The organism is Methanosarcina barkeri str. Wiesmoor, assembly GCF_000969985.1.
Classification (GTDB): domain Archaea; phylum Halobacteriota; class Methanosarcinia; order Methanosarcinales; family Methanosarcinaceae; genus Methanosarcina; species Methanosarcina barkeri_B.
This window is the reverse complement of sequence record NZ_CP009526.1, coordinates 4,179,350-4,204,312: the sequence shown is the minus strand read 5'-3', so window position 1 is coordinate 4,204,312 and position 24,963 is coordinate 4,179,350. Positions and strand designations below refer to the sequence as shown.

The 24,963-nt window shown below is 40.0% G+C and carries 21 protein-coding genes and 3 pseudogenes; 12 read left to right on the top strand and 12 right to left on the bottom strand.

Translation table 11 applies throughout. The annotated features are described in order from the left end of the window. Window positions 1–224 precede the first annotated feature (224 nt). From MSBRW_RS17260 to MSBRW_RS17240, 6 genes and pseudogenes are all read left to right on the top strand, one after another. Window positions 225–1,286, top strand: coding sequence for a DMT family transporter (locus MSBRW_RS17260; protein WP_196298010.1), 1,062 nt, complete (start codon window positions 225–227; stop codon window positions 1,284–1,286). A gap of 1 nt (window position 1,287) precedes the next feature. Beyond that, a complete protein-coding gene (locus MSBRW_RS17255; protein WP_011306505.1) occupies window positions 1,288–1,584 on the top strand; it encodes a hypothetical protein in 297 nt (98 codons plus the stop codon). 18 nt (window positions 1,585–1,602) lie between these two features. Then, complete coding sequence (locus MSBRW_RS23095; protein ID WP_196298009.1) at window positions 1,603–1,752, top strand: hypothetical protein; 150 nt, start codon at window positions 1,603–1,605, stop codon at window positions 1,750–1,752. 57 nt (window positions 1,753–1,809) lie between these two features. Then, window positions 1,810–3,213, top strand: a pseudogene (mtbB, locus tag MSBRW_RS17250) ([dimethylamine--corrinoid protein] Co-methyltransferase). A gap of 1,010 nt (window positions 3,214–4,223) precedes the next feature. Beyond that, the gene (lysS, locus tag MSBRW_RS17245; RefSeq protein ID WP_011306506.1) at window positions 4,224–5,837 is read left to right on the top strand and encodes a lysine--tRNA ligase; all 1,614 of its coding nucleotides are present in this window, start codon (window positions 4,224–4,226) and stop codon (window positions 5,835–5,837) included. Between the two features lie 35 nt (window positions 5,838–5,872). Next, window positions 5,873–6,553, top strand: a complete 681-nt coding sequence (locus MSBRW_RS17240; protein ID WP_011306507.1) for a class I SAM-dependent methyltransferase — start codon at window positions 5,873–5,875, stop codon at window positions 6,551–6,553. 214 nt (window positions 6,554–6,767) lie between these two features. Here MSBRW_RS17240 and MSBRW_RS17235 read toward each other — a convergent pair whose 3' ends face one another. The 11 genes and pseudogenes from MSBRW_RS17235 to MSBRW_RS17180 form a co-directional block, all read right to left on the bottom strand. Further along, complete coding sequence (locus MSBRW_RS17235) at window positions 6,768–7,025, bottom strand: pro-sigmaK processing inhibitor BofA family protein (protein WP_011306508.1); 258 nt, start codon at window positions 7,023–7,025, stop codon at window positions 6,768–6,770. Between the two features lie 145 nt (window positions 7,026–7,170). After that, window positions 7,171–7,650, bottom strand: coding sequence for a nucleoside 2-deoxyribosyltransferase (locus MSBRW_RS17230; RefSeq protein WP_011306509.1), 480 nt, complete (start codon window positions 7,648–7,650; stop codon window positions 7,171–7,173). A 43-nt stretch (window positions 7,651–7,693) separates the two neighbouring features. Continuing rightward, complete coding sequence (locus MSBRW_RS17225) at window positions 7,694–10,354, bottom strand: U32 family peptidase (RefSeq protein WP_011306510.1); 2,661 nt, start codon at window positions 10,352–10,354, stop codon at window positions 7,694–7,696. A 205-nt stretch (window positions 10,355–10,559) separates the two neighbouring features. Then, window positions 10,560–10,961: a hypothetical protein gene (locus tag MSBRW_RS17220; protein ID WP_011306511.1), complete on the bottom strand. Its 402-nt coding sequence runs from the start codon at window positions 10,959–10,961 to the stop codon at window positions 10,560–10,562. Between the two features lie 291 nt (window positions 10,962–11,252). Next, window positions 11,253–11,441: a MazG nucleotide pyrophosphohydrolase domain-containing protein gene (locus tag MSBRW_RS23700; protein WP_230669838.1), complete on the bottom strand. Its 189-nt coding sequence runs from the start codon at window positions 11,439–11,441 to the stop codon at window positions 11,253–11,255. Between the two features lie 270 nt (window positions 11,442–11,711). Next, window positions 11,712–12,533, bottom strand: a complete 822-nt coding sequence (gene hisF, locus MSBRW_RS17210; protein ID WP_011306513.1) for an imidazole glycerol phosphate synthase subunit HisF — start codon at window positions 12,531–12,533, stop codon at window positions 11,712–11,714. A 384-nt stretch (window positions 12,534–12,917) separates the two neighbouring features. After that, complete coding sequence (locus MSBRW_RS17205) at window positions 12,918–13,382, bottom strand: bifunctional nuclease family protein (RefSeq protein ID WP_011306514.1); 465 nt, start codon at window positions 13,380–13,382, stop codon at window positions 12,918–12,920. Between the two features lie 167 nt (window positions 13,383–13,549). Then, window positions 13,550–14,194, bottom strand: a pseudogene (locus tag MSBRW_RS17200) (protein-L-isoaspartate O-methyltransferase). Between the two features lie 43 nt (window positions 14,195–14,237). Beyond that, entirely contained in the window at window positions 14,238–14,873 is a 636-nt protein-coding gene (locus MSBRW_RS17195; RefSeq protein ID WP_011306516.1) for an HVO_0476 family zinc finger protein, read from the bottom strand. A gap of 714 nt (window positions 14,874–15,587) precedes the next feature. Further along, complete coding sequence (locus MSBRW_RS17185) at window positions 15,588–16,571, bottom strand: hypothetical protein (protein WP_230669836.1); 984 nt, start codon at window positions 16,569–16,571, stop codon at window positions 15,588–15,590. A gap of 752 nt (window positions 16,572–17,323) precedes the next feature. After that, window positions 17,324–17,515, bottom strand: coding sequence for a chymotrypsin family serine protease (locus MSBRW_RS17180; protein ID WP_048102701.1), 192 nt, complete (start codon window positions 17,513–17,515; stop codon window positions 17,324–17,326). Between the two features lie 222 nt (window positions 17,516–17,737). On the opposite strand from MSBRW_RS17180, the gene MSBRW_RS17175 reads away from it, so the two are divergent. The 5 genes and pseudogenes from MSBRW_RS17175 to MSBRW_RS17150 all read left to right on the top strand — a co-directional run bounded on the left by MSBRW_RS17175 (window position 17,738) and on the right by MSBRW_RS17150 (window position 22,060). Beyond that, window positions 17,738–18,142 (top strand): pyridoxamine 5'-phosphate oxidase family protein, encoded by a 405-nt coding sequence (locus MSBRW_RS17175; RefSeq protein ID WP_011306519.1) that lies wholly within the window; start codon window positions 17,738–17,740, stop codon window positions 18,140–18,142. A gap of 639 nt (window positions 18,143–18,781) precedes the next feature. Beyond that, window positions 18,782–18,997 (top strand): hypothetical protein, encoded by a 216-nt coding sequence (locus MSBRW_RS17165; RefSeq protein WP_048102703.1) that lies wholly within the window; start codon window positions 18,782–18,784, stop codon window positions 18,995–18,997. 269 nt (window positions 18,998–19,266) lie between these two features. Then, a complete protein-coding gene (locus tag MSBRW_RS17160) occupies window positions 19,267–19,944 on the top strand; it encodes a winged helix-turn-helix domain-containing protein/riboflavin kinase (protein WP_011306520.1) in 678 nt (225 codons plus the stop codon). Next, window positions 19,941–20,681: a 3,4-dihydroxy-2-butanone-4-phosphate synthase gene (ribB, locus tag MSBRW_RS17155; protein ID WP_011306521.1), complete on the top strand. Its 741-nt coding sequence runs from the start codon at window positions 19,941–19,943 to the stop codon at window positions 20,679–20,681. Before MSBRW_RS17160 ends, ribB begins: the two co-directional genes overlap by 4 nt. A 198-nt stretch (window positions 20,682–20,879) precedes the next feature. After that, window positions 20,880–22,060: pseudogene (locus tag MSBRW_RS17150) on the top strand (IS256 family transposase). Between the two features lie 350 nt (window positions 22,061–22,410). Here the strand turns inward: MSBRW_RS17150 and MSBRW_RS17145 are convergent. Then, window positions 22,411–23,304 (bottom strand): NosD domain-containing protein, encoded by an 894-nt coding sequence (locus tag MSBRW_RS17145; RefSeq protein ID WP_011306524.1) that lies wholly within the window; start codon window positions 23,302–23,304, stop codon window positions 22,411–22,413. A gap of 584 nt (window positions 23,305–23,888) precedes the next feature. Here MSBRW_RS17145 and MSBRW_RS17140 point away from each other — a divergent pair. Next, window positions 23,889–24,296 carry a DUF1699 family protein gene (locus tag MSBRW_RS17140; protein ID WP_011306525.1) on the top strand — a complete coding sequence of 136 codons (408 nt, stop codon included), beginning with the start codon at window positions 23,889–23,891 and terminating at the stop codon, window positions 24,294–24,296. The last annotated feature ends 667 nt before the right edge of the window (window positions 24,297–24,963 follow it).

Here is a 24,963-nt window from a genome sequence, read left to right as displayed (position 1 = left end):
AAAACTTAGATGCAGTCTGAAAAGCAGCTAAAAACAGCTAAAAAACAGTAGTCGAAAAACGGCTAAAAACAACAGTTGAATAGAAGTTTGGATCTAAGTTGAAAAGAACTTGTAAAATATTCCCGAGATATGAAACCCGCAAAAAGAGCTTTTAGGCTGCACTTTCAGGTTGTGGAGATGGACTGAAGATTACGTCCTGAGGGAACTCCACAGCGTTCTGAAAAATGGAGGGAGTTTTCGTGGATTTGAAAACTTTAAAAAAACAGGAAAGTAAAAGAAAAATCAGTAAAGGGTACATGTGGGCCTTTTTCTGTGCCATATTCTGGGGAATCTGGTATTTGCCAGGAACCGTGGTTTGGGTTCTTAACCCTTTTGATGAAATGAGTAGTGCTATTGCTAAAACAAGTGGAGACGGCATATCTCTTGTTGTGACTGCCGTACTGATTACTGCCTTTAATGCATTGGCTGTCATGTTGGCACTTATGGTCTGGAACGGAGTACTTGGAAAATACGGAGAACTTGTAAGGACTCTGAAGGAATTCCATCCCTGCTCCAAATGGTTCTTCCTTGCTTCTATCTTCGGTGGTCCTATGGCAATTCTAGGTTCTTTCATTGCTATGGGCTTTATCGGGGGATCATTTGCAGCTGTTGCAGGTCTTCTTTACCCTGTAGTGGGTTCGATTCTTGCTTACTACTGGTATGGAGAAAAGATCTCCAAGAGGGCAGCAGTCGGTATTGCAGTCATCGTTCTGGGAGGTATTTCTATTTACGGCGGTGGACTTTTTACTGAACTTTCTTCAGGTAACGTCCCCTGGATAGGATATCTCGGAGGTTTGATGGCGGCTGCCGGCTGGGGCATTGAAGGTGCAATTGCAGGCAAAGGTCTTGATATTGCAGAACCGGATGCCGGGTTGACTCTTCACTTCCTTGGTGAGAACATAATCTGGTGGATCATCATTGTGCCAATTCTTGCACTTGTGGGCTTTCCGATGTACTCGTTTGCACTGCAGGCATTTGACCCTTTGACCATACTGATTCTGGTCTTTGCAGGTATCACCTTTGGTTTCTGCTACGTTACATGGTACAAATCTTTCCCACTTATAGGAGTTGGGAGAGGCCAGGGAATTGGAAACCTCTATGGACTCTGTGCAATCATCTTCTTATTCCTCTTCTTTGGAGATGTTCCGGATTGGACTATTGTTATAGGCGGTGCTCTCTGTATCGCTGGAAGTTTCGTTATGTTTACTGAAGACGCAAGTGAACTTGAAACTCTGAGAGGTGAGTAAAGTGAGCAAAAATCGTCCTATCAAGTTCAGAATCCTGGAACTTTTCCTGGACGGGAACGAACACTGGAACTATGAAATCGTTTCAAAGATTCAGGAAGAGTACGGCATGAAGAGTAATTTCCAGAGAGACAGCATTAACTTTGACATCATTGAACTGGCGTCTGGAGGAATGCTGAAAGATATAGAGCAGAAAGTTGATGATGATGGGATCTACAAAAAAGGTTTTCTGCTGCACAAGTACACAATAACGGATTTCGGCAGAGTTCGAGGCTCTGATGCCTGCTTCAGGTATGTTTGATTCAACGGAGGATTAAATATGACACAAACAGCAGCGGCTCTAGCAGCTTACAATGCATACTGGGCCAATTCCTTCATCCCAGAAGCAAAGATCCTGTGGATGGTTTTGATCCTTATTCTGGCGGTAATAGCCCTCTGGCAAGCCAGAACCTTTGTATCCCAATTCTGAACCCCAGAATACAATTTTCGAACTATGAATTAGAGACAAATAGAAAGGAGGAAAAAAATGGCAACTGAATATGCTTTGCGTATGGGAGACGGTAAACGTATCTACCTTACCAAAGAAAAGATAATTGCAGAGATCGAAGACGGAACTGCAAATGCTGCCGACCTTGGTGAAATTCCTGCTCTGAACGCCAATGAAATGGAGAAGCTTGCAGAGATCCTTATGATGCCTGGCAAGACCGTTAGTGTCGAACAGGGTATGGAAGTTCCTGTAACACACGATATCGGCACTATCAGGCTTGATGGGGACCAGGGAAACAGTGGTGTTGGTATTCCTTCCAGCCGTTTAGTTGGCTGCATGACGCATGAGAGGGCTTTTGGTGCTGACACAATGGAACTCGGGCACATTGATTACAGTTTCAAGCCTGTAAAACCTGTCGTATCAAACGAGTGCCAGGCAATGGAAGTCTGCCAACAGAACATGATTATTCCACTGTTTTACGGTGCAATGCCCAATATGGGGCTTTACTATACACCAGATGGTCCCTTTGAGAACCCTGGCGACCTCATGAAGGCTTTCAAGATCCCAGAAGCCTGGGAATCAATGGAACACGCTGCAGAACACTTGACAAGAGACACAGTTTGGGTAATGCAGAAACTCTTTGCCTCTGGTGCTGATGGTGTCAACTTTGACACAACCGGTGCAGCAGGCGACGGTGACATGTATGGTACACTCCATGCGATTGAAGCCCTCAGAAAAGAGTTCCCTGATATGTATATTGAAGCAGGAATGGCCGGGGAATGCGTACTTGGTATGCACGGAAACCTTCAGTATGACGGCGTAACCCTTGCAGGACTCTGGCCTCACCAGCAGGCCCCACTTGTTGCAAAAGCCGGAGCAAATGTTTTCGGACCAGTATGCAACACCAATACCAGCAAAACCTCGGCATGGAACCTTGCCCGTGCAGTTACTTTCATGAAGGCAGCCGTCGAAGCATCTCCAATACCCTGTCACGTTGACATGGGAATGGGAGTTGGCGGAATACCGATGCTTGAAACGCCTCCTATTGATGCAGTCACAAGGGCAAGCAAAGCAATGGTAGAAATTGCGGGCGTAGACGGCATATAGATCGGGGTCGGCGACCCAATGGGTATGCCGATCGCACACATAATGGCTTCAGGTATGACAGGAATGAGAGCTGCAGGAGACCTTGTTGCAAGAATGGAGTTCTCAAAGAATATGCGCATAGGTGAAGCAAAAGAGTATGTCGCAAAGAAACTTGGTGTCGACCAGATGGACCTCGTAGACGAGCACGTTATGCGCGAGCTGCGTGAAGAACTCGATATTGGTATTATAACGTCGGTACCAGGCGCTGCAAAAGGTATTGCTGCAAAGATGAACATCGAAAAGTTGCTCGATATTAAGATTAATTCTTGCAACCTCTTCAGAAAGCAGATCGCTTAAAAAAGAATTCAGGTAGAAGCCTGAATGTTCCTCCACAGCAGGGATAAACAAGATCCAGACTTTAAAAACCCGGACCTGCCAAAAAACTGTAGTAAAACAACTATTAAACCTCTCAGGCAGGTCCGAAAAGTTCTTCCTTGAGAAATAGCGACCACCTCCCCCTGCTGTTGTTTCTATTTTTTGTGAGTTCACTTACTTCCTGATACAGCCATCGAATCCTCAACTGTAACCTGCCCTTTAGCTATTGCTGTATCTGGCGGGATATCTGCGTCTAGAGCTGGCGAGAGATAAACTTACTGATTCGGTAGTTGTTAAAGCTACAAAAAGTATTATTAAGAAATATCTAACGTCCTTTTTAATGTTAATTTTCCCATACTTGACACAGATGATAGCAGACAAGAATATTGTTAACCAGTTCTATTCCATTTTTTCAGAGTTTCGCAACTGTCCACTTCTTTTTTAGGATTTTTCTTCTGACTATATAAATTAATGTTGTTTTCACCTAGCTTGTCTTAACATACGAACCATTTATCCGCATATTCTACCCATTTCGAAATATTTATATATTTTTACATGCTTTTATTTATTGGCAAATAAAGTTTACTTGAATTACTTATTAAATTGCCAGATTAAATCTCCGTAAATCTGCAGACTCCTGAATTAATTTGCCTTTGAACCTCCATTAATTTTTCTCCTTTTTTTTATTTTTTACATATGGTTTTTCATTTCGATTTTATTTACATTTTTTATTACCAAAAAAAGAAAAACAGAAACAGGTTCCGGTTCCTTGCCTTCCAGCCCAAGGTTTATTAGTTGAAAAGATAATTATGCAGGGAATTCAAAGTTTTTCGCTCACCTTTTTTGAAAAGGCTTGCAATAATTATCAGGAATTAAATAATTTTCCAACGGTTTTCGCTCAAGCCTTTTTTTAAAAAGGCTTGCGATCAAACAGTTTTTTGAAAAGGTTTGCGTTCAAGCTTTTTTGAAAAAGCTTGATTCTGGTGAGAAATATGGCTGACACAATTCACTGGGCAGACGTCATAGCCGAAGACGTGTTAAAAAAAAGCGGCAAACATCTTGTTGCCACAGGTATCACTCCGTCGGGGAACATCCATATAGGCAACATGAGAGAAGTCGTAACTGCCGATGCTGTTTATAGGGCTCTGAGTAATAAAGGAGCGAATGCTGACTTTATCTATATTGCTGACAATTATGATCCCCTGCGCAAGGTTTACCCATTCCTTCCCGAAAGTTACGTCGAACATGTGGGAAAGCCCATCTCCGAAATTCCCTGCCCCTGTGGAAACTGCGCAAACTATGCCGAGCATTTCTTGAAACCTTTCCTGGAAGCCCTCAGGCGACTTGGCATTAACCCTCAGGTTTACAGGGCAGACGAGATGTATAAGACAGGTAAATACACCGAAGCAATAAAAACCGCCCTTGTTAAAAGAGATGCTATTGCAAAAATCCTGGAAGAAGTATCGGGAAAAACTGTAGCCGCGGATTGGAGCCCTTTCAATCCCAGATGCAATCAATGCGGAAAGATCACAACAACGAAGGTAACGGGTTTTGATCTGGAAGCTGAAACCGTGGACTATGTCTGTGCATGTGGTCACTCCGGAATCGTACCCATGGCAGGAGGAGGAAAACTTACCTGGCGTGTTGACTGGCCTGCCCGCTGGTCAGTTTTAGGGGTGACTGTCGAACCTTTCGGAAAAGACCATGCTTCAAAAGGCGGTTCTTACGATACCGGAAAGAGAATAGTAAGAGAAATTTTCGGGCACGAACCGCCATACCCAATTGTCTATGAGTGGATAATGCTCGGAAAGCAGGGTGCAATGTCTTCTTCTACAGGAGTCGTTATCTCGATTTCGGACATGCTGGAAATCATACCACCCGAGGTTCTTCGCTACCTGATCATCCGCACAAAACCTGAAAAACACATTCAGTTCGACCCTGGACAGCCTCTCCTCACCCTTGTGGACGAATACGAACGACTAAGGACGCAGTTCAGGGAAAATGATCCTTCACTTGGGACTTTTCAGAAAAGAGTGTATGAACTTTCCAGGGCAACCGGGATCTGCCAGTCTGAAATTCCCTTCAAGCAGATGGTGACTATATATCAGGTAGCAAGGGGAGATTTTGCCCAAATACTGAAAATCGTAAAACGTTCAGGTTTTTCAACTGAAGATAAAAAGTGTATAAAAGAACTGGCAGATAACGTATCTAAATGGCTAAAACTCTATGCTCCGCCCTTTGCCAAGTTTAAAGTGAAAGAAAAAGTGCCTGTACAGGCAGCAACCCTATCAGAACTTCAGAGAGCCTTTCTTTCAGCCTTTGCAGCCCTTATTGAATCCAGAGGCGAAATTAGTGGAGAAGAATACCATATGCTGGTCTATTCTGCAAAGGATGAGGGTTCCGAACTGAACAGAAAGATTGCAGAAAAGCTGAACACTCATGCTCCTCAAGTGGATCCCAGGGAGCTTTTCAAGGCTATTTATTTTTCATTACTCGGGCAGAAGTCAGGCCCTAAAGCCGGATGGTTCTTATCTTCGTTTGATAAGGAATTTCTGGTAGAAAGGTTTGAAGAAGCCTCAAACTACAGCCCCGAAAAACAGGCATAAACACTATAAATCGCAGAAATGGATAAATTGCAAAAATGGATAAATCGGATACTTTTAACCTTGAAGATTCACAGGCAAACCACACGAAAAATCATTTCCTTGCCTGGGACAAAGAATACACCCACCTGAAATGGGGCGGACCTGCCCCTGTCAGGAATATCCAGGCTCATCTTCTGCCAGGATCCAGAGTTCTTGATGCAGGTTCAGGAAATGGTAGATACCTTGGGGAACTTGCAAGGCATTACAATGCAGTAGGGATTGACATTTCTATAACGGCTCTAAAAGGTTCCAGAGCTCAGCTTTCAAGGAGCGACAGGTTTGCCGAACACCTTGGCGCAAGTATCTCGGACCTTCCCTTCAAAGTCCAGACTTTTGACGGAATTCTCTGTTACGGGGTACTTCAGCACCTCTTTAAAGAAGAAAGGAAATCCGCTGTCGAAGAGTTCAGTTATATACTTAGAAAGGGCGGTTTTTTCTTCTTTGAGGCCTTCGGTTATAAAGATATGCGCTGCGGAGGAGAAGCTTCAACCCCTTTTGAGGAGAGGACTTTTTCCCGTCAAAACGGAATAATCTACCACTATTTTACTAAAGAAGAGATCAGAGCACTTTTCAAGGGATTCGACATTATAGAGCTGGAAGATGTAATAAAAGAAAAAGTTTTCAAAGGGAAAGTTTACAGAAGGCATCTGATAAAAGGAATCTTTCGAAATCCTTGAATTCCGCCTCTCAGAATATTTTGGAAAAAGCTTTATCAAAAACTTTGTAGAAAAGTTTTATCAAAAAACAAATTAGGAAAAAAGCTTTATCAAAAACTTTGTAGAAAAGTTTTATCAAAAAACAAATTAGGAAAAAATGTTATCAAAATTCTCTCTGTAGCTTTTAGTCTCCCTAACTTTTAGTCTCCCCTACGGTTTTTTTGCCTGTTTACTATTATACAAAAGCTATTTTCAGATAATTTAACACAACTATAACAAGTGCCCCGAAAATTCCCCCTATTGCGCAGACAAGAACTGCTACCCAGGTAATTGCGATTTCAAGTCCGAGCAAAAGTTTTGCTGCCATAAGGACTAAGACCCCAAGTACTGCATTTATTGTAAGGCTGGTTGCGGTCTTCAGGGCTTTATACAGGACAAAGGCCACTACGATTGCCAGAATCAGTACTAAAACTTCTATAATTCCAACTACCATGAATCATACTTAGGGGTTCAACTTATTTATAATTATCACCGAGTTTTATAATGTGGTCATGAGCCATAAAGAGATTACACTCCTGGCTTGTCAGGATACCCAATGACGTTTCTTTCAAAAAGAAAGATAACATCAGCTTTATTCCTTAGAGAGCCAGGATAAACTCAGTGATAATTTTTTTGAGTGAAGCTTTGTCCGGATAAGCTCTTGCATCAAGTAAATGGTCCGGATTTCCCAGTACCATTGCCGAGACTGATGCATCAGGGCTGTAAAGACAGAGCACGGGAATTCTCTGTACAAGCGCCCTGCAGATTTCGTAACCTACGCCCGTGGATGGCACTGTTACTTCTGCAATCAGGGCATCACTTTTTAGAAGCAAACCCATATCTCTAGCATAGATCTCTTCTTCTGTCATTCTCATTTCGGTTTTTTCCAGCTCAGGATCTGCAACGTGCCAGCTCAGCACTTCAGCCCCAGCCTCTTCGAGGGTATCAAACATAAACCTGTACGTCCCAAGCAGTTGCCTTCCTCCACGGATCGAACCAGACAAAAAGATTTTTGGGCTTCTTTTTTCCGAAACCTTAATTCTTTTTTCCGAGACCTCCATTTTCTCCAGTCTTTTCATAGTTCCTTCACCATTTTATCCATTTTTTCCGACAATTCGACTTTTACTGCACACCTCTGAAATAATGTCCTGTAGTAAAGCCTTTTCCAAGCTTTTCGCAGTTTTCCTGCCCCTTTTTCCCGGTTTCAAGGTAAGTATCAATTGCTCTCCTGTAGGCTCGGGTCACTTTTCGGATCTCTTCTGGATTATCCATTCCCAGAGTTTCGACCCTGAGGCTTGAAACCCCGCTTTCGAGGATTTCAGGGAGGTATTCAAGCATGCAGAGCGATCTTGAGTTAAGGAGGTGCATCCTGCATTCATAGTCCATGAGCAGGGGAAATTCGTAGTTTTTCTCATCTACCAGTGTAAACTTTCCTGACCTGCATGGGGCACTACATTGACCTTTATTGTTCCCGAGCAGCCCGCCTATAAGGCAGTGTTCGGACTCCATCAGTTCAAGCCTGCCGTAAATAATACACTCTGCAGGCCCATGAGACGCAATGCTTTTTAATTCCTCAAGGGTCAGCTCCGGAGAAATTACAGCCATCTGAGCCCCTTCCTTCAATATAAAGTCAAAAGTGCGGCTGTTGAAGATGTTAAGAGGACTGTCTGCAATAAAAGGGATTTTCTCAGTTTTTGCGAGGCCAAGGGTTCCCAGATTTGAAACAAGGACCCCGTCAGCTCCCAGTTTCCTTACACGAGAGATAATTTTTTCTACGGACTCCATTCTGGAGTCTTTAACAAGCTTTGGAGTAATGAAATAGATATTCTTGCCTGCCTTTTGAGTCTCCAATACTGCTTTCTCAAAAACTGCGTCAGGTCCCTTTGCCGATCCATTTTCTTGCTCTGTTTTTTTCGGCTTTCTAAAAAGCCCTTCGCCGAAATAAATCCTATCGGCTCCACCTGCGAGTGCTCCTTCGAGCCCTTCAAGGGAATACACGGAAACTGAGAGCAATGGATATGTAGAAAGGCGCTCTTGAATAGTTTTTTTGGCTTCCTGTCCCACCTTTTCTACGGATTCTTTTCCTATGGATTCTTTTTCTACGAATTTCTTTCCTACAGATTCCTTTCCTACAGATTCCTTTTCTACGAATTCTTTTTCTACGGATTCCTTCTCTTTGGATCCCTTTTCTCCAGAGTCGTAGAACTGTAGAATATCAAGAGGTTTCCGCTTCCACCTGGAAATCCGCAGATTTTCAAGCTGCTCTATTGCTTTTGTCCTCAGCTCATTCAACTGCCCTACAGGAATAAAAACATCTTCTTCCATTTTGACATAAAATTCAGCAGCCTCAAAAATCGTGTTTCCGAGTTTTGAAAGTTGTTTTTCGATACGGGCCTTTGAAGTTGGCTGCTTTTCGGCTTTCTCGACAAGATACCCGGACTCAACTATTACTGTATTTGAATCCCTGTCTTTTACCTCAAGCCTGACAGGTCTTCCAGACTCAATGATTGCCGTAATAGACACAGGGATTTTAGGCCTCAGGCTTCCTGACTCACTTTCTTTTTTAAGGGAATCCATAAGCTTTTTGTCATGCGTCCTGTATACTGTGCTTCCTGAGGGTGCCCTTGAATCGAAAGGAATTTCTACCGTATCTCCTACTCTTGCACTGTATACTGGACCTTTTCCGGTATACATTGAGGATACGATTTTTCCTTTATCTTCTGACCTGGTTTCTGCATTTTCAACCATTATCCCGTCTCCGAGACGAAGAGGCCGGGAAAGTTTCACGCGGATACGGTTTAAACGCCTGTCATACCCGGTAACCGTACCTGCCAGAACTCCACGGTTGTGGGGGTTTTCCCTGTTCATGAGCTCCCAGCGCGGGTTTTCAAAAAAGTAACCCTGAGTAAAACCCCTGTTAAAAAGCTGGGTAAGTATTTCCTGCTCTTCTTCGGAAACGAAATATTCTGCAGGGTTTTCAATATACCTGTCAATCAGATGGCGGTAAATCCTGACAACACCTGCAACATATTCCGGCCTTTTCATCCGGCCTTCAATTTTGAAAGATTCAATCCCGGTTTTTATAAGGGCTCCAAGGCCTGCAGTCGTGTTAAGGTCTTTCGGGCTTAAGAGGTAACTGCCTGTTGTTTTGATTTGTTTCCCTTCGCAGTACAGCCTGTATTTTTTACGGCACGGCTGGGCACAGAAACCACGGTTTCCGCTTCTTCCCCCTATAAGACTGCTCAAAAGGCACTGGCCAGAATAGGATATACAGAGAGCCCCATGTATGAAAACCTCGATTTCAGTCTCTGTTTTCTCTTTAATTCGTTTTATCTCTTCAAGCGAGCATTCCCTTGAGAGCACAGCCCTCTCTATTCCCATTTTTTTTGCGAATTCAACCCCTTCGCTATTATGCAAAGTCATTTGCGTGCTCGCATGCAGTGAAAGGTCAGGCAGATATTTTCTTGCAAGAGAGATAAGCCCTAGATCCTGAATTATGATTGCGTCAGTTCCAATTTCTCTCAGCCAGGAAAGCAACTTGAGGGCATTTTCTACTTCTTCGTCCTTGAGTAGCGTATTTACGGTTACATATACTTTCACGCCTCTCAGGTGAGCATAATCGACGGCTTCTTCAAGCTCTTTCTCTGAAAAGTTTGAGGCATACCCCCGAGCACTGAAAGCCCGAGCTCCGAGGTACACGGCATCTGCCCCATTTTCTACGGCTGCAATAAAAGCTTCCAGGCCTCCTGCCGGGGCAAGCAGTTCCGGTTTTTCAGGCTTCATCGAAAGGATTAGAGAGCCTGCCCTTAATTAAACTTTGGCATACATTTCTTGTCTGCAGGACTCAATAGTTAAAGGATTCAGTAGCTAAAACTCGTGAAAAGATGACAATTAAAAAAGATAAAAATAGATAAGAACGAATAAAGGAACGAATAAAGTCCAGCCCGAGGAACTCTTGCCTAACAAGCCTGATGATATGCTCTTTGTATTATGCTCTCGGCCCTATTATACAGCTCACAGTTCTCTCGGCTTTCGCATCTTTTGAAGCCTCACAGAGCATCTTTCCATCAGGCATGTGGCATTCACAGGAGTAGCTGAGTTTATCTGTTTTTCCCATGTGCCTGAAGTGTATCTTGCAGTACCCTTCCGTACACCCCAGTCCATACTTAACCCAGCCTTCAATGTCCGCTCCACCTTCACAGCTCCCTTCGCATGCAATAAGCTCAAAGCTCTTTTCCTCATAAGATTCGATTTTAGCTGGAGCACGTTGACCTTTTTTGAATTTCCCTTTCTCAATTCTCTCAGCCTGGAGCACAAGATCCTCGTCAGTGTTATTAAGAATCTTCAACTGCAAGCCCTCAAGAAATTCCATGGTTTCGGCTTCTGACATATATATCCCCCGATAAATGGAGAATCCAGATACGAATTCCGTATAAGAGATTGTCTCTAAGAAATAAAAAAGTATCTCAAAATATGTGAAAGCAAATATGAAAAAATCTCCGGAAAGATTCTCCGGAAGAATGAAAGCCGGGATAATCAAGATCCAGAGACAAATTCTGAAAATCAGCTTTTTGAAAATCAGTCCCCTCAATAAGATAGCTTATTGTACTTAGTCTGTACAGATACAGGGCTTCTGTTTGCAGGTAGGGCATATACCAGGGTACTTCTTAAGGAAGGCGTCTTAGAGGTTCACGCCGTAAAGATTGGGAAGGTCCCCTATCCAGGCGAAGCAATCTGCAAGTTCCTCTTCTATATTTTCGGGCTCTTCCCTGCGAATGTCTTCGGCAAGTTCTCCAGTTTCCTCAACCAGCCAGAGCACGGTAGCCTTACCTCCTCTCTTCCTGTCATTATGCGCATACGGCTTGGACATCAACCCTTTTAAAAGGCTTGACCGAAAAAAGGCGATTGATGTCATTATGCGCATACAGCTTGGACATCAACCCTTTTAAAAGGCTTGACCGAAAAAAGGCGATTGATGTCATTATGCGCATACAGCTTGGACATCAACCCTTTTAAAAGGCTTGACCGAAAAAAGGTGATTGATGTCATTATGCGCATACAGCTTGGACATCAGTTCCTGGAATTCGGAGATATCAATTGGTTTTCCCCACTCCCATCTTTTTCTGCTTTTTCCTAAGTTTTAAAGCCTTACAGGGATTTCCCGGTCTCTAAGGTATTCTTTGACTTCCTTAATTGAGTACTCTCTGAAGTGGAAGATACTTGCTGCAAGTGCAGCATCGGCTTTTCCAATTGAAAATCCTTCGTAAATGTGCTGAGGGTTTCCGACACCTCCTGAAGCTATTATCGGGATATCGAGCTCTTCAGAGAGCTTTTTCGTAATTGGCAGGTCATAACCGGCACACGTGCCATCCCGGTCCATGCTTGTGAGCAGGATTTCTCCGGAACCCAATTCTTCTGCTTTTCTTGCCCACTGCACGGCATCGATTCCTGTAGCCTCTCTGCCTCCGTAAATTACAACCTCATACCAGGCAGGTGTTCCGTCTTCAAGCTCCAGAATAGTTTTGTCGGGATTATTCTTTATGTCAGTGTTTCGCCTGCAGTCAATCGCAGTGACGATACACTGGGCTCCAAATATATCTGAGGACTCTTTGATAAAGTCAGGATTCTTGACAGCAGAGGTGTTAACTGAGACCTTATCTGCCCCAGCTCGGAGAATCTGACGAATTGCATCAATGGAATTTATTCCTCCTCCAATCGTAAGAGGAATGAAAACCTCATCCGCAGTCCTTTCGATCACATCGATCATAGTTTTCCTGCCTTGAGCCGAAGCTGTAATGTCCAGAAAAACAAGTTCGTCTGCGCCCTCTTCATTATAGCGCTTGGCAAGTTCCACAGGGTCTCCGGCTTCTTTCAGGTCCACAAACTCAACACCCTTAACAACACAGCCACCTGCTCTGTCAAGGGTCACATCAAGGCATGGTATTATTCTTTTGGTGAGCATCTATGGGATAATAAATTTAACTTTTATTAAAAGCTTGTTGAAATTAAGCCAATGTCAGTCTTAATACCGGTCCAGGATTAACGGCAGTCTTAGATCAATGGCAGTTTTAGATAGTAGTTTCTATCAACAGCAGTCCTGCTGTATCTGATCGAAGACCACGGATCAATTTTCGCAGACTTTAAAATCGGAATTAAGAGAAGATAAGTGAAGGTAAGTGAAAGTAAACAAAAGTTGGTGAAAGTAAACAAAAGTTGGTGAAAATAAACAAAGGTGAGTGAAAGTAAACAAAGGTGAGTGAAAGTAAACAAAGGTGAGTGAAAGTAAACGAAAGTCGCCAGCTCAGGAAAGAAATCTGCACAAGAAATCCGAGCGTTCCAATAGAACCTAACCGAAAATATTTATCACCCGGGCACCTTCAAGCCTTGACACTTCGATCTCAGAACCTTCAAGCACATTTTTTCTGACTCTTATCGGGGCTCCAACACGCAGGGCAAGGGCGATGCAATCGCTTGGTCTTGCGTCAAACTGCATGACCGTGTTGTCCTTTTTTATCAGGAGCCGGGCATAATAGATTTTATCCACCTTTTCATCAATTAAGACTCCCTCGATTTTTACGTCGAGCCTGTTAAAAATAGTGAGCATAAGGTCATGAGCCAGAGGCCTGGGAGGAGAAATATTTTTAATCACATTTCCTATTGAGAGAGCTTCGAGATGCCCTATGTATATAGGTAGCATATTTCCCTGAAGATCTTCAAGAAGCACTACAGGAGTCGGGTCTGTAAAAACATCAACTATGTAGACATCCTTGACTCGAATTTCCTCAAAGCCCTCATAAATGTCGATGTCCATATTTAATAAATGATTTTAAACTTATTAATACCTAATTTAATTTTTTTAAATATATTAAAATATTACTTAAAGATCGGATTCGACTTCTTTTATCAGAACTTTCAACCAAGTTTTAGCATCGAAGCAGCAACGGGAGTTCAGGTTAGACCTTATTCTTACCAGAACTTTTAGCACTCCAGGCTTTTTCGGAAGCCATGTTTACCAATAAGAGGTACAAAAATGACCTCACCTTTTTTCTTTTTATGTATGCGTCCCTTGCTGTCTTTTTTAATTTTGTAAAGTTCTTGAAAATAATCTCCCACAGGAATGAGCATTATGCCTCCAGGCTTCAACTGTTCCAGCAAAGGTTCAGGGATATAAGGAGCTGCACACGTCACAGCTATCCTGTCATAAGGGGCATACTAAGAATAACCCATTGAACCGTCTTCAAGTAGCACTGTAACATTGTTATATCCTGCTTTTTTCAGGTTCTCCCTTGCAAAATTCGCAAGGACTTCTATACGTTCAACCGTGTACACGTGCCCGCTTTTTCCTACGAGTTCCCCCATCACTGCAGCATTATACCCTGAACCTGTTCCAATCTCCAGGACTTTATGCCCTTCCGAAAGTTCAAGGAGTTCACACATCATCGCAACCATATGCGGGGCAGAGATTGTTTGCCCGTGGCCGATGTCAAGGGGTCTGTCCATATAAGCTGCTTTTTGCTCATATTCCGGAACAAACTTATGCCTTGGGACACGGAGCATAGCCTCGCGAACGTTATCTTTCAGTAGCAGGTAAGCCTCAAGATTGTCTACGAGGTACCTGCGCATTGCTTCGAGTTTTTCTTCCTCTTTTTCCCTGTTATCTTTTTCTTTACCACGGCCCTCTTCGGAATTCACGCTGACCCGAACCTTCCCATTTCTTTCTCGCAAAAATCCTTTTTACGTATTTTGCAAGCACAACATCGCCTTTTCTAGATCGGAATGCCCCATCTCTCACCTTGATTTTGTTAATGAAAAGGCGTTTATTCCCCACTCTTTCTTCGGCTCCTACGACAAATTCATAATCGCCAGGCACACGTTTTTCAAGAACTTCGGTTTTTTCAGTCCCTGCCTGTGCGGAAAATTTTATGGTCACTTCATCAATGGCTCTGCCCCAGATTGTCTCAGTATCTTCTGCCCGGGCAATCAGGACTCGTTTTCCTCCTGCATCAAGAGCAGTAATCAGGATAGGCACCACTACTCCTGTTTCCTCATCGTCTACAACCAGCTCATCGTCTACCTGAAGGACTGTCTCGGAATCCAGTTCAGTTTTGTAAGTGTCCGAAATGTCCATCTTACTGACTATCACTTTCAAACTGACGGATTTAGGGGGTTTAAGTTTCACTGCATGCACCTGCCCGCACTCCAGACAGCGAACAAGCGGACTCTGCCCCTCTTTAAGAACCTCGTGCCCTACCTCTTCTTCAGGGGAGCATGAAGGGCACTCAACTTCAATTTCTCTTGTCATGGTATGATCAATAGATGGATTCAAGATACTAAATACTTAACTTCTCCGGCTACATTTTCCCTAGAGATAGGCTTTATAATATTTTTCAAATTTAATTGAATTTAAAGAGGGCGATAAAAAGAACGATAATCTTTATCCCAATTTATTAAATTTTTTCCTTATTTTAGAAACAGTAATCTATCCAAATTTCCATCAATATAAAAACAGAAATTAATATATTGCCTTTAAATACCATTTCACAACTGATACATTGATTATTTTTGTTTACTTTTTCCATTAGAAAGAGTTTGTTTAATAAAAGTGACTACTCCCACGACTGAAGTCACGGGTCTCCTACTTAAAGGTCTTGAAAACACATATTGAGGAAGTGCACACAGACGAAGGGTTCTGGGGTGAGTGATTAAAATGTGAAGATATTAAGGAAAAATTAAATCGTTATATTCTTTTTTATGATTCATTAAATTCCTCAATTAATTTGTCCTGCTTTTCTCTGTATATACTCAATTCTTCACTGAATTTTTTCTTTTCATCTTCAAGATTTGAGGAAAATAGTAAACTCATGTCATATGTCATCATTGAAAAACTTGAAAAGAGCAAATAAATTTTTCTTATGATTCTTTGAAGTCTTAGAGTATACACGTGGTGAGTGATGCATTCTAACCAGTTTTCGAAATTCACTCTGCGAATTCTCACCACGTAGGTACACCTATATCATTATAAACGGTTGATGACCGACAACAGTAAAATCCCTAAAATAACCATTATTGAAGTAAATCCAGACGTTTGATTGGTTGTCCCATTAGTTTTTTGTTTTGTTTTATTATCTTTAATTGTAAGATTTCCATCTTTGTTGATATCGATCTCATTTTTGCTTACATCTATATAATTTCCGTCTTTGTCTTTGATAGCAACAGTTTCGTCATCTATGTATGATTCATTGGCTGGTGCTAAATCATCCGTTATGCGTATGAAAGTAAAAACTACAGGTACATCACTGATGCCTTTCTTTTTAAAGTGCTCATCTATTACTTGATATATTTCATCAATTACTGATTCATTCACTTTCCCTGCAGTGGATTCCTCGAAACCTACTATTAAATATCCATGTATGTGGGCTCCAAAACTATTAACTGGACCGCCGAATGTAGTCAAATATGGATTAATTCCTGCAGGTCTAGAACTAGAACGACTATACTCAGTAAGTAAATCTACCCATTCACTTTTTTCTTCTTCCTGGTGAATTTCAGGCATCGTTCCTCGAGCAGTTATAAATCCTGGAAACAATTTTTTAGCTTCTTCAAAAGATTCAGGACCATAATCTGATAACGAAAAATCTTCTTTGACTTGTGCCCACATAAAGACCACAGGTATGTCACTTATACCTTCTTGCTGTTCGCAATAATTAGTAATATTTTGATAGATCTTGTTAATTCTGGAATCATTCATTTCTTCTTTATATGAAGGACTTAATTCAATTATTATTATTTTATTGTTGGTGGCAACGCTATTTATAGAGTTGTCAAGCTCTGAATAAAATGGCCCCATAAGGGTGAGATTTAGCCAGCAATTAGCAATTGAATTTTCCCACGCTTGGTCAACTGTTTCAGGTAAGATTCCTCTGTATGCTATGAACGAGGAGTCGTTTGCAAATTCTTGTATAGAGGGATCAGAGAGTCCATTATATTTAGAATCATTCAATTTACTATCACCTGCGCTTGCAGAACAGGATAATGATACACAAAGAAATAACATAAGTATCAATAATTTAAGCGTTAAGATTTTGTCAGTTTTGCTTTTCTTGAGTATTATACCAACCCCAAATTATATTTTATCCAAACTCCACGGCAACTAATTATTATATAATGAGACAAGCAATAATAAAGCCTATCCATAAGTTTTTGACTTATTTTTGCTTTTGAAGAGACTTCATCTTATGTTAGCATGTAAATAATTGCATCCGCTACTCAGTTTATTCAATACAATTAAATTAAAACCTTAACTCCACTTTTCACATGGAAATCAACTAAATGATTTATTCTTCATATCAATGGGTCCAAATCTTAACTCGTTCTGTTAGATTTCGGCAACGATTGATAGAAAATATCTGAAATTTATTTTGAATTTCCTGTTGGAAACTAAAATCAATATCATGGTATGTGAAATAAGTTATTTCCTACGTTTGATGGAGTAAGGTAATAATAACTTAAAAAGTAACTATTCAGCCTATGTAAAACGGAATCAATAGCCATCTTTATTATAATTCAATTGACAAATTTCTGTAAATTGATTTTCTTAATTTGTTCGCAATTGATTACGTTTCTTCCTTTTCCATATTTTATTTCTTGGATTCCTTGCTTTCACTAGAATCAATATCAATAGACACGTTTGTGTAGGCTGAACAGTTACCTTAAAAGATCAGCTTATCTATTCAATTGGATGAGTTACTATGTTCAGGCGATCAATGGGGTTATCCCTAAATCTTGTCTTATTCCACTCATTGGTGAGAAAGCTGCATAATTGCCCCACCTTCCCTTATGTACTCCTACAAGTTTTACCGTGCTTCCTTCTATAAATACTGGAGCACCACTATCTCCAGGACTTGAAGAATAAGTTGCAGTGAATTGATCTTGAAGTGTTCCCATTCGTATATATTCATCTACAACATCACCAGATGTCAGACCGGTTGAGATAAACCATCAGTATTAACCTCCCTGAGAAAGATATTGTATATTAGCTCAAAGCTTTAGAAATTTTTTAAATTTTATATATTGAAAGGTTACTAAAATAGACAAAAAAAAGTTCGATACAGAATTGTGACGCTTAAATATATTAATATATACTACAATCCTCTTGGTTGTGATATTATGGTAAAATTAGATGAAAACATGAAAACTGCCTTTTCAAAGGTGAAGATCTTTCCTGTAGCTACGGCCTCAAAGGATGGAGTTCCGAATGTTGTACCTATAGGATTCTGCCAGCTTGTGGATGACGAAACAATCTGGATTGCAGATAATTTCATGCTTAAGTCCCTGGCAAACCTAAAAGAAAATCCCAATGTTGCAGTTTACGTTTGGGGCCCTGATACAGGTGGCTGCTTCCAAATAAAAGGTAAAGCGGATGTTATTGATACTGGGGAAAAGTTTGAAAAAATGAGGTCAATTGTGCAGACAGCAAAACCAGGACTTCCTGCAAAAACTCTGATAGAAGTCAAGATTACTGGGGTCTTCCAGTGTGCTCCCGGCCCGGATGCAGGAAAAAAATTGCTCTGAGCGAAACTCAAATTACTCTGTAGAAACTCTCATGAACCAAAGGCTCATGCATAAAACATGAAAAACTTTATATTGATGACAAAGTTTTTCATAGGAAATCCTGATTTGAGATTACTATAAGGTTCTGTATAGTCTTCGGGAAATAAACATTTTATATACACACCACTAAATAAAAATATATTATCTCGAAGACTTTACATCTACCGAAGACTTTGCATCTACCCACGTATTGTCAGGCGATATAGAGGTAATGAGGATGGAAGAAAAACGGACAAAGAAACCCATGGTTTTGTCTCAAGTATATCGGCTGAAAATTATTAAGTATAAGCTTTCTAATATCTATGAAATCATCAAGACAGTCAATCTTCACTCAAATGGGCATTCTTTTAAAAAGTTGTTCCTGCAGAGAATTCGAAAATATGAAAACGGAAATCTGAAAAGAATGGCGCAAATTTGAACTGCTTAAACCTAATATGGTTAAGATTATGTGATATGAGGAACTTCCAATTCTCAAACAAAAATGACTTTAAGAGAGTACAAAAAAGACTACCTCTCTAAATTCGTTCTTTGATTCTTTTGATATATTTATGTATATCACGTTCCTGTAATTACTGAAAAGTATGTGAGGAGTTAAAAAGAATGGTAGATCATAAATTTGAACATTCTATATCTCTAGATCCCAATACTCTCAACTATCAAAGAATAAAAATGTTACAACGAATAAGGCATGCAGTTGATGAAGGACTCGTAAATACTTCTGATTCTCATTTAACCGAAGTCATGGTCGATCTAAAAACCTTGCTTGAAGATGTAGAAACTGAAATGACTAATAGAGGCATGAAGTTAAAAAAATGAGTTCAAAACCTTCAGCTATACCAGGCAAAAAGCAGAAAACTATGCATCAATAAGATGATAAATCTAGTTTGTTATTTTCCGAGTTTTTGAGTTATTGTTGTCAGTTGCCATTGAAATTGATGTCAAACTTTGGCGACTTCAGAAGATACTAAAAAGTTTCCTGGAGAGTTATCAAGTGGAATTTGCTATCAAAAGTTTTATTATAACGGAATTCATAATATAACATCTCAGAATTGAGATGCATCTCAAAATTAAGATAGGTGCCGACAGTGCCTGACATTAAATACCTTAAAAAACTCGCACTTATAGGAGCAATAAATAAAATCATCAAGGTCTCATCGAGCGAGTTTCAAAAGCATACTGGGGCAAGCTCCAAAACCACGGCAAGAAAGCTAAAGCAGCTGGAAGATGAGAGGCTGATCGAAAGGAAGATCGTTCCCGGTGGCCAGTTGATAAAAATGACAGACAAAGGAATTGAAGTTCTTAAGAACGAATACGTCGATTACAGCAGAATTTTTTCCCCAGACCTCGATATTCTCGAACTTGAAGGAAAGGTACTCAAGGGCCTAGGTGAAGGCCAGTATTATGTAAATATACCCGGATACCGGAAGCAATTTGAAGAAAAGTTGCATTTTGTACCTTTTCCTGGGACTCTGAACGTACAGCTTTCAGAAAGCAGTTCGTCTCTTCGAAACCTATTACTTGAAACACCGGCTATCAGGGTCGAAGGTTTCAATGACGGAGAACGTACATTCGGAGGCGGAAAATGCTATCCAGTTGTCGTTGGCAGTATAGAAGCTGCTGTAGTCGTTCCTGAAAGAACACACTACCCATCGGATTTGATTGAGATTATCGCGCCTATAAAGTTAAGAGACGCCCTGAAATTGAAGGATGGGGACAGAGTTGTGGTACAGTTAAAAAAACAGGGTACGGAGAATCAGAAATGAGCGGAAGTACGGTTTACGAATGTCTTACGTACAGAAATGAGAATATCAACCAGGCACTGGAAGCCCTGAGGGCCGGAAAAATGATCCAGATTTACGACTCGGACACAAGGGAAGGAGAAACTGATCTTGTAATTCCTGCAAAAGCGGTCACTTTCAAAGACGTGAAATGGATGCGAAAAGATGCAGGCGGCCTTATCTGTGTGGCAGTGGACCCTGTAGCATCAAAACAACTCAGGCTGCCTTTTATGGCTGAACTCGTTCGTGAAGCCAGTAAAACCAGTGATGTGCTTGGAGAAATCGCAGAGAAAGAAGGCGATCTTAAATATGATGCTCATTCTTCCTTTTCTCTCTGGGTCAATCATAGGGAGACCAGAACCGGCATCCCTGACAACGAAAGAGCCCTTACTATCCGAAAAATAGGGGAAATTACGGAAAAAAAGCTGTCCGGAGATGTAATCCATTTTGGAGAAGAATTCAGAACTCCTGGGCATGTTGCACTGCTGAGGGCTGCTGAAGGACTTCTGGACGAGCGCAAAGGCCAGACCGAACTTTCAGTTGCTCTTGCCCGTATGGCAGGCATTACCCCTGCAATGGTAGTCTGCGAGATGCTTGACGACAATAATGGGAAGGCTCTCTCCAAAGAAGACTCAAAAGAGTATGGTAAAGAACACGAGCTGGTATTTCTAGAAGGGCAGGAAATAGTCGAAGCCTATATGATGTGGGCAGGCTCGGAATAAGAACTTTTTTTCTTCCGCTTTTTTCATCTTAATTTTTTCATCTTAATTTTTTCATCTTAATTTTTTCATCTTAATTTTTTCATCTTAATTTTTTCATCTTAATTTTTTCATCTTAATTTTTTCATCTTAATTTTTTCATCTTAACCTGACTTTGACAGTACCCACTGGGCAGTGTAGCGAAAGTTCTGTAAATTATGATTGACTCTGTATCCTTTTTCTTCATCACAAAAAATAGGAGGCGGAGTCAATGGTTAATCTATTCTCATTCATCAAAGAGTATCTTGTCGATCAGGAAGACGGAATTCGTCATCTAATTACCTGGTTTTTGAATCTTGTCATGGAGGAGGAAGCCCTCCTCCAATCTTGTGCACAACGTTATGAGCGTACTGATTCACGAAAAGCTAGTAGAAACGACTACAAATCTCGAATTCTCCTTACCAAATATGGAGAACTTGAATTGTTAAAGCCTCAGTTCCGTGAATTTCCTTTTGAAACTCAAGTATTTGAAAAGTATTCCAGGGTTGAAAAGTCCATATTAGCTGATGTAGCGGAATCTTACCTTCAAGGAGTTTCCACCCGACGGGTGGAAAAGGTCATGACTGCTTTAGGAGTAGAGGGAATCTCAGCCTCTTCTGTTTCTAGAATTACTAAAGAACTTGATAAAGAACTTGATGAAAAAGTTGAAGAATTTCTCTCAAAGCCAATAGAACATGAAATTCCTTACCTTTTTGTTGATGCGACTTATCTTAAAGTAAGAGATGGACTCCATTATGAAAATAAAGCTCTTTTTGTAGTTGCTGGAATTAGAGATGATGGTTTACGTGAGATTCTTGGAGTAAGATTGGCAGACAGTGAAGACTCTCTATTCTGGTAAGATCTATTCGAAGACCTTGGTTAAGAGGCTTAAAGTTAGTTGTTTCTGATGGTCATAAAGGAATACAAAAAGCAGTGAGAGAATCCCTTATTGGATCAAGCTGGCAGATGTGTCACGTTCATCTGAGAAGACAAGTTCTAAAAAAGGTTCCAAAAAAGAAACAGAAAGAAGTATCAGAGAAAATAAAAGAAGCATTGGTAGACCGTCAGAAGTTACAGGATTTGATAAGGGAACTGGATAATATGGGATATAAAAGTGCAGCTGATACTCTTGAACATTTTCAGTATGATGTGATGAACTACATGCAGTTTCCACACAGAGTCATTGGAGAAGAATAAGGACAACAAATATGATGGAGAGAACTAACAAGGAAATAAAAAGAAGAAGCAGAGTTGTGAGAGCATTTCCGAACCAGGAATAAGTATTGAGACTGGTAGTCTCAATACTTATTGATATAAATGATGAATGGATTACAGGAAACAGGTATATAGTAATGGAGCAGTAATCAAAAAAGAAGAATAGGGTATAGAGTAAAATTCACAGAAGATTAGGCACACTGCCTATAATTGTATAGATTCCCAATCTTGATCTGTCATGCCTGCAGAATGGTACCAGTTTTAATTGGTAAAAATAAGATTATTCCATAAGTAAGGCAAGATATGCTCATAAACCTTGCCTTTATAAATATCAGTCAGGAAAATCCTTGCTGGTAAGAAGGATCTTCCGTATCTGTTTTTAATACTGACCTTCTTAATGTAAATTTAACGTTCTAGTTTACTTTCAATTCGGTATCTTCACTTTGTTTCTATGAAGTTGGATGATTGATACTTTTATAAGTAAACTAAGTTTTCAAAGTTACTCTTCCTGCTCAGGAGATTCCGAAAAAGCAACAAATGAGGCATTTAAAGGTACGAGAGGTAGATAATCAACATAACCAGAACCTTCCAATTTATATGGTTCGTCTGCAAAGCCATCTCCATTTTTATCGGAGTGTGTCTGTGAAAAGCCGTTACCTGAAGGGGTTGCCCAGTAGTTACCTCCCAGATAAGAGCCGCCTACAATGTTTTCTCCACTTGTTTTCGTAATGTTGAAAATGTTTACGGTTCCATCACCGATATTTACATTCACTGTATTGTTAAAATTATTATTGGTAATGGTACATGGAGCATCAACAAGATATAGTCCATTGTCACAGCTTGTAATTCGATTTCCACTAACTGTCATATCTTCAAACATAAGATCAAAGGCGTATACTCCTGTTTCGCAGTTGTAAATCTCATTATCAAGAATATACTCGCTTCCGCTGTACAGATAGAAACCAACATCTGCAGCCATGCTAAAGTTAGATATCTTGTTATTTTGGACTGTGCAGTAAAAAGCACCGTTAGTACCTTCGCTGCGACTAAATGAAAAACAAATACCTGAAGATTTCCCTGGGCCCCTTATGTCAAAATTTTTTATTGTAACGTAGCTTTCATAAATATTAAAAGCGTCGCCTTTAGTTTTAATTATTGCTTTATATGGACTGCTTGACATTATAGTTATATTCGCAGTTGAGATCTCAATGTCTCCATTGTATGTCCCCGGTTTTACGATTATTGTATCTCCGGAATGAGCATTATCTACCGCTTTCTGAATCGAGTTTCCAGGCTCTACATAAATAGTTTTAGCAGAAGCACTGCAAGTGATAGCTTGAAGTGAAAGTAATACTGCTAATATCAACAACATAATTTTTTTTGTTTCCTGCAAGGCAAAACCCCAATAAAGTTCTCTGGTATTGATGAAGTTTCTTGGTCTATTAGCTTGTTTAGTCGATTATCAAATAACTAGTTATCCTGAATTTAATTAACGTTTAAGTAATTAATACTCAAAAAATTCTATTTTTAAACTAACTTGATTAGCTTCTATTTCCAAACTAATTTAATTATTATCTGAGCTACAGTATTTTATTTACAAAGGTAAACTTTTTGAGCTGTTCTCCATATATGATAACTTCAGTCTGTAAGATCCAAATGATATATAATTTTTCCTACTTATTCATGTATATTTGCTAATATTTTCTTAAATATTCTGAAGTACATATTATTTCACTATATTTCCGTTAACTAACATCAACTTTAATCTAACAATTCTCCCAGCTGGCTAATTCCAGCCTTTGAATCACAACAATTCATTCACTTTGTTCGTTCATTTGTTTAATTGCAGAAAATTACGGAAGCAGGAGATACCGAATACTGTATAAAAAATAACTGGACTATAAGATAAACATTTATAGTCAGTGAAAGTAACTTCTATCAATAAAAACATAACAATTTCATAGTGGGGGGAAAAACATGAAAATCAGAGTAGTTAGCTCAAGAGAAGAAATCTTTACATTGAATCCTAATGAACGCATTGTTCACCTGGCTTTCAGGCCTTCGAACAAGGATGTATTTGGACTGGTTGAAACCTGCCCTAAGATTGAAGTAATTCAGTTACCGAAATCCTACCTAGGCACAATCTCAAAGTCCATAGAGATGTTCCTTGAACTGCAAAAAATCCAGCTTCTCGAAGGTGATGTCTGGGGCCACAGAAAGGATATAAACGAATACTACACCGTTCCATCTTCGGTTATTGAAAGAATAAAAGAAATGAGAATCGAAGGTAAATCCAATGAAGATATTGAAGCAAAAGTTTCAAGGGAAAACAAAATCGATCCTGAAATGGTTGCTTATATCATGAACAAGGAATCTCCTGCCTGAGTTGATATAGATAAGATATCGTAACTATTAAGCCTATCAAAACATGTCTGTTGATTTTGATTCTAGTGAAAACGAAGACTCCGAAAAATAACCTATGGAAAAGGAAGCAACGCAGTTAATCGCCAACAGTTTAAGAAAATCAATTTGCAGAAATTTATTTATTAAATTTTAATAAAGATGGCTATTGATTCTGTTTTTTATAGGCTGAGTAGTTACAAGATATCATTAACTTTTCACTGGAGATTTGACCATATTTATAGATAGTCAGAAATGTCTCAGGTCTTTCAAGGATCCACATTATTCCCTGATCTCCAGTTTAAGTTTTCCATCTATAGAAGCTCTATAAAGTTCTCGAACTTAAAATTAACCTGTATTTCCCGCTTCAGGGGATTTTACAGTGGTTTTTTCTTTTTTATCACTTTTATGTTTATCCTTGTTGGAACTTTTTAACTCCGTTTTCAGCTTTCTGCCTGCAATTAATATACTTGAGTTATTATTACTATTTATTTTTATAATTGGATTAGATAATTTTATGGTGTCTATTCTCAAATACAAATAGATACAGGGGAGAAATCGTAGAGATGAAGTTTTCGAAATTCAAGCTAATTCCTGGGGGTTTGCTGCTTTAACCACAAACTATGTAAATTTCTTTATTAAAATACCAAAA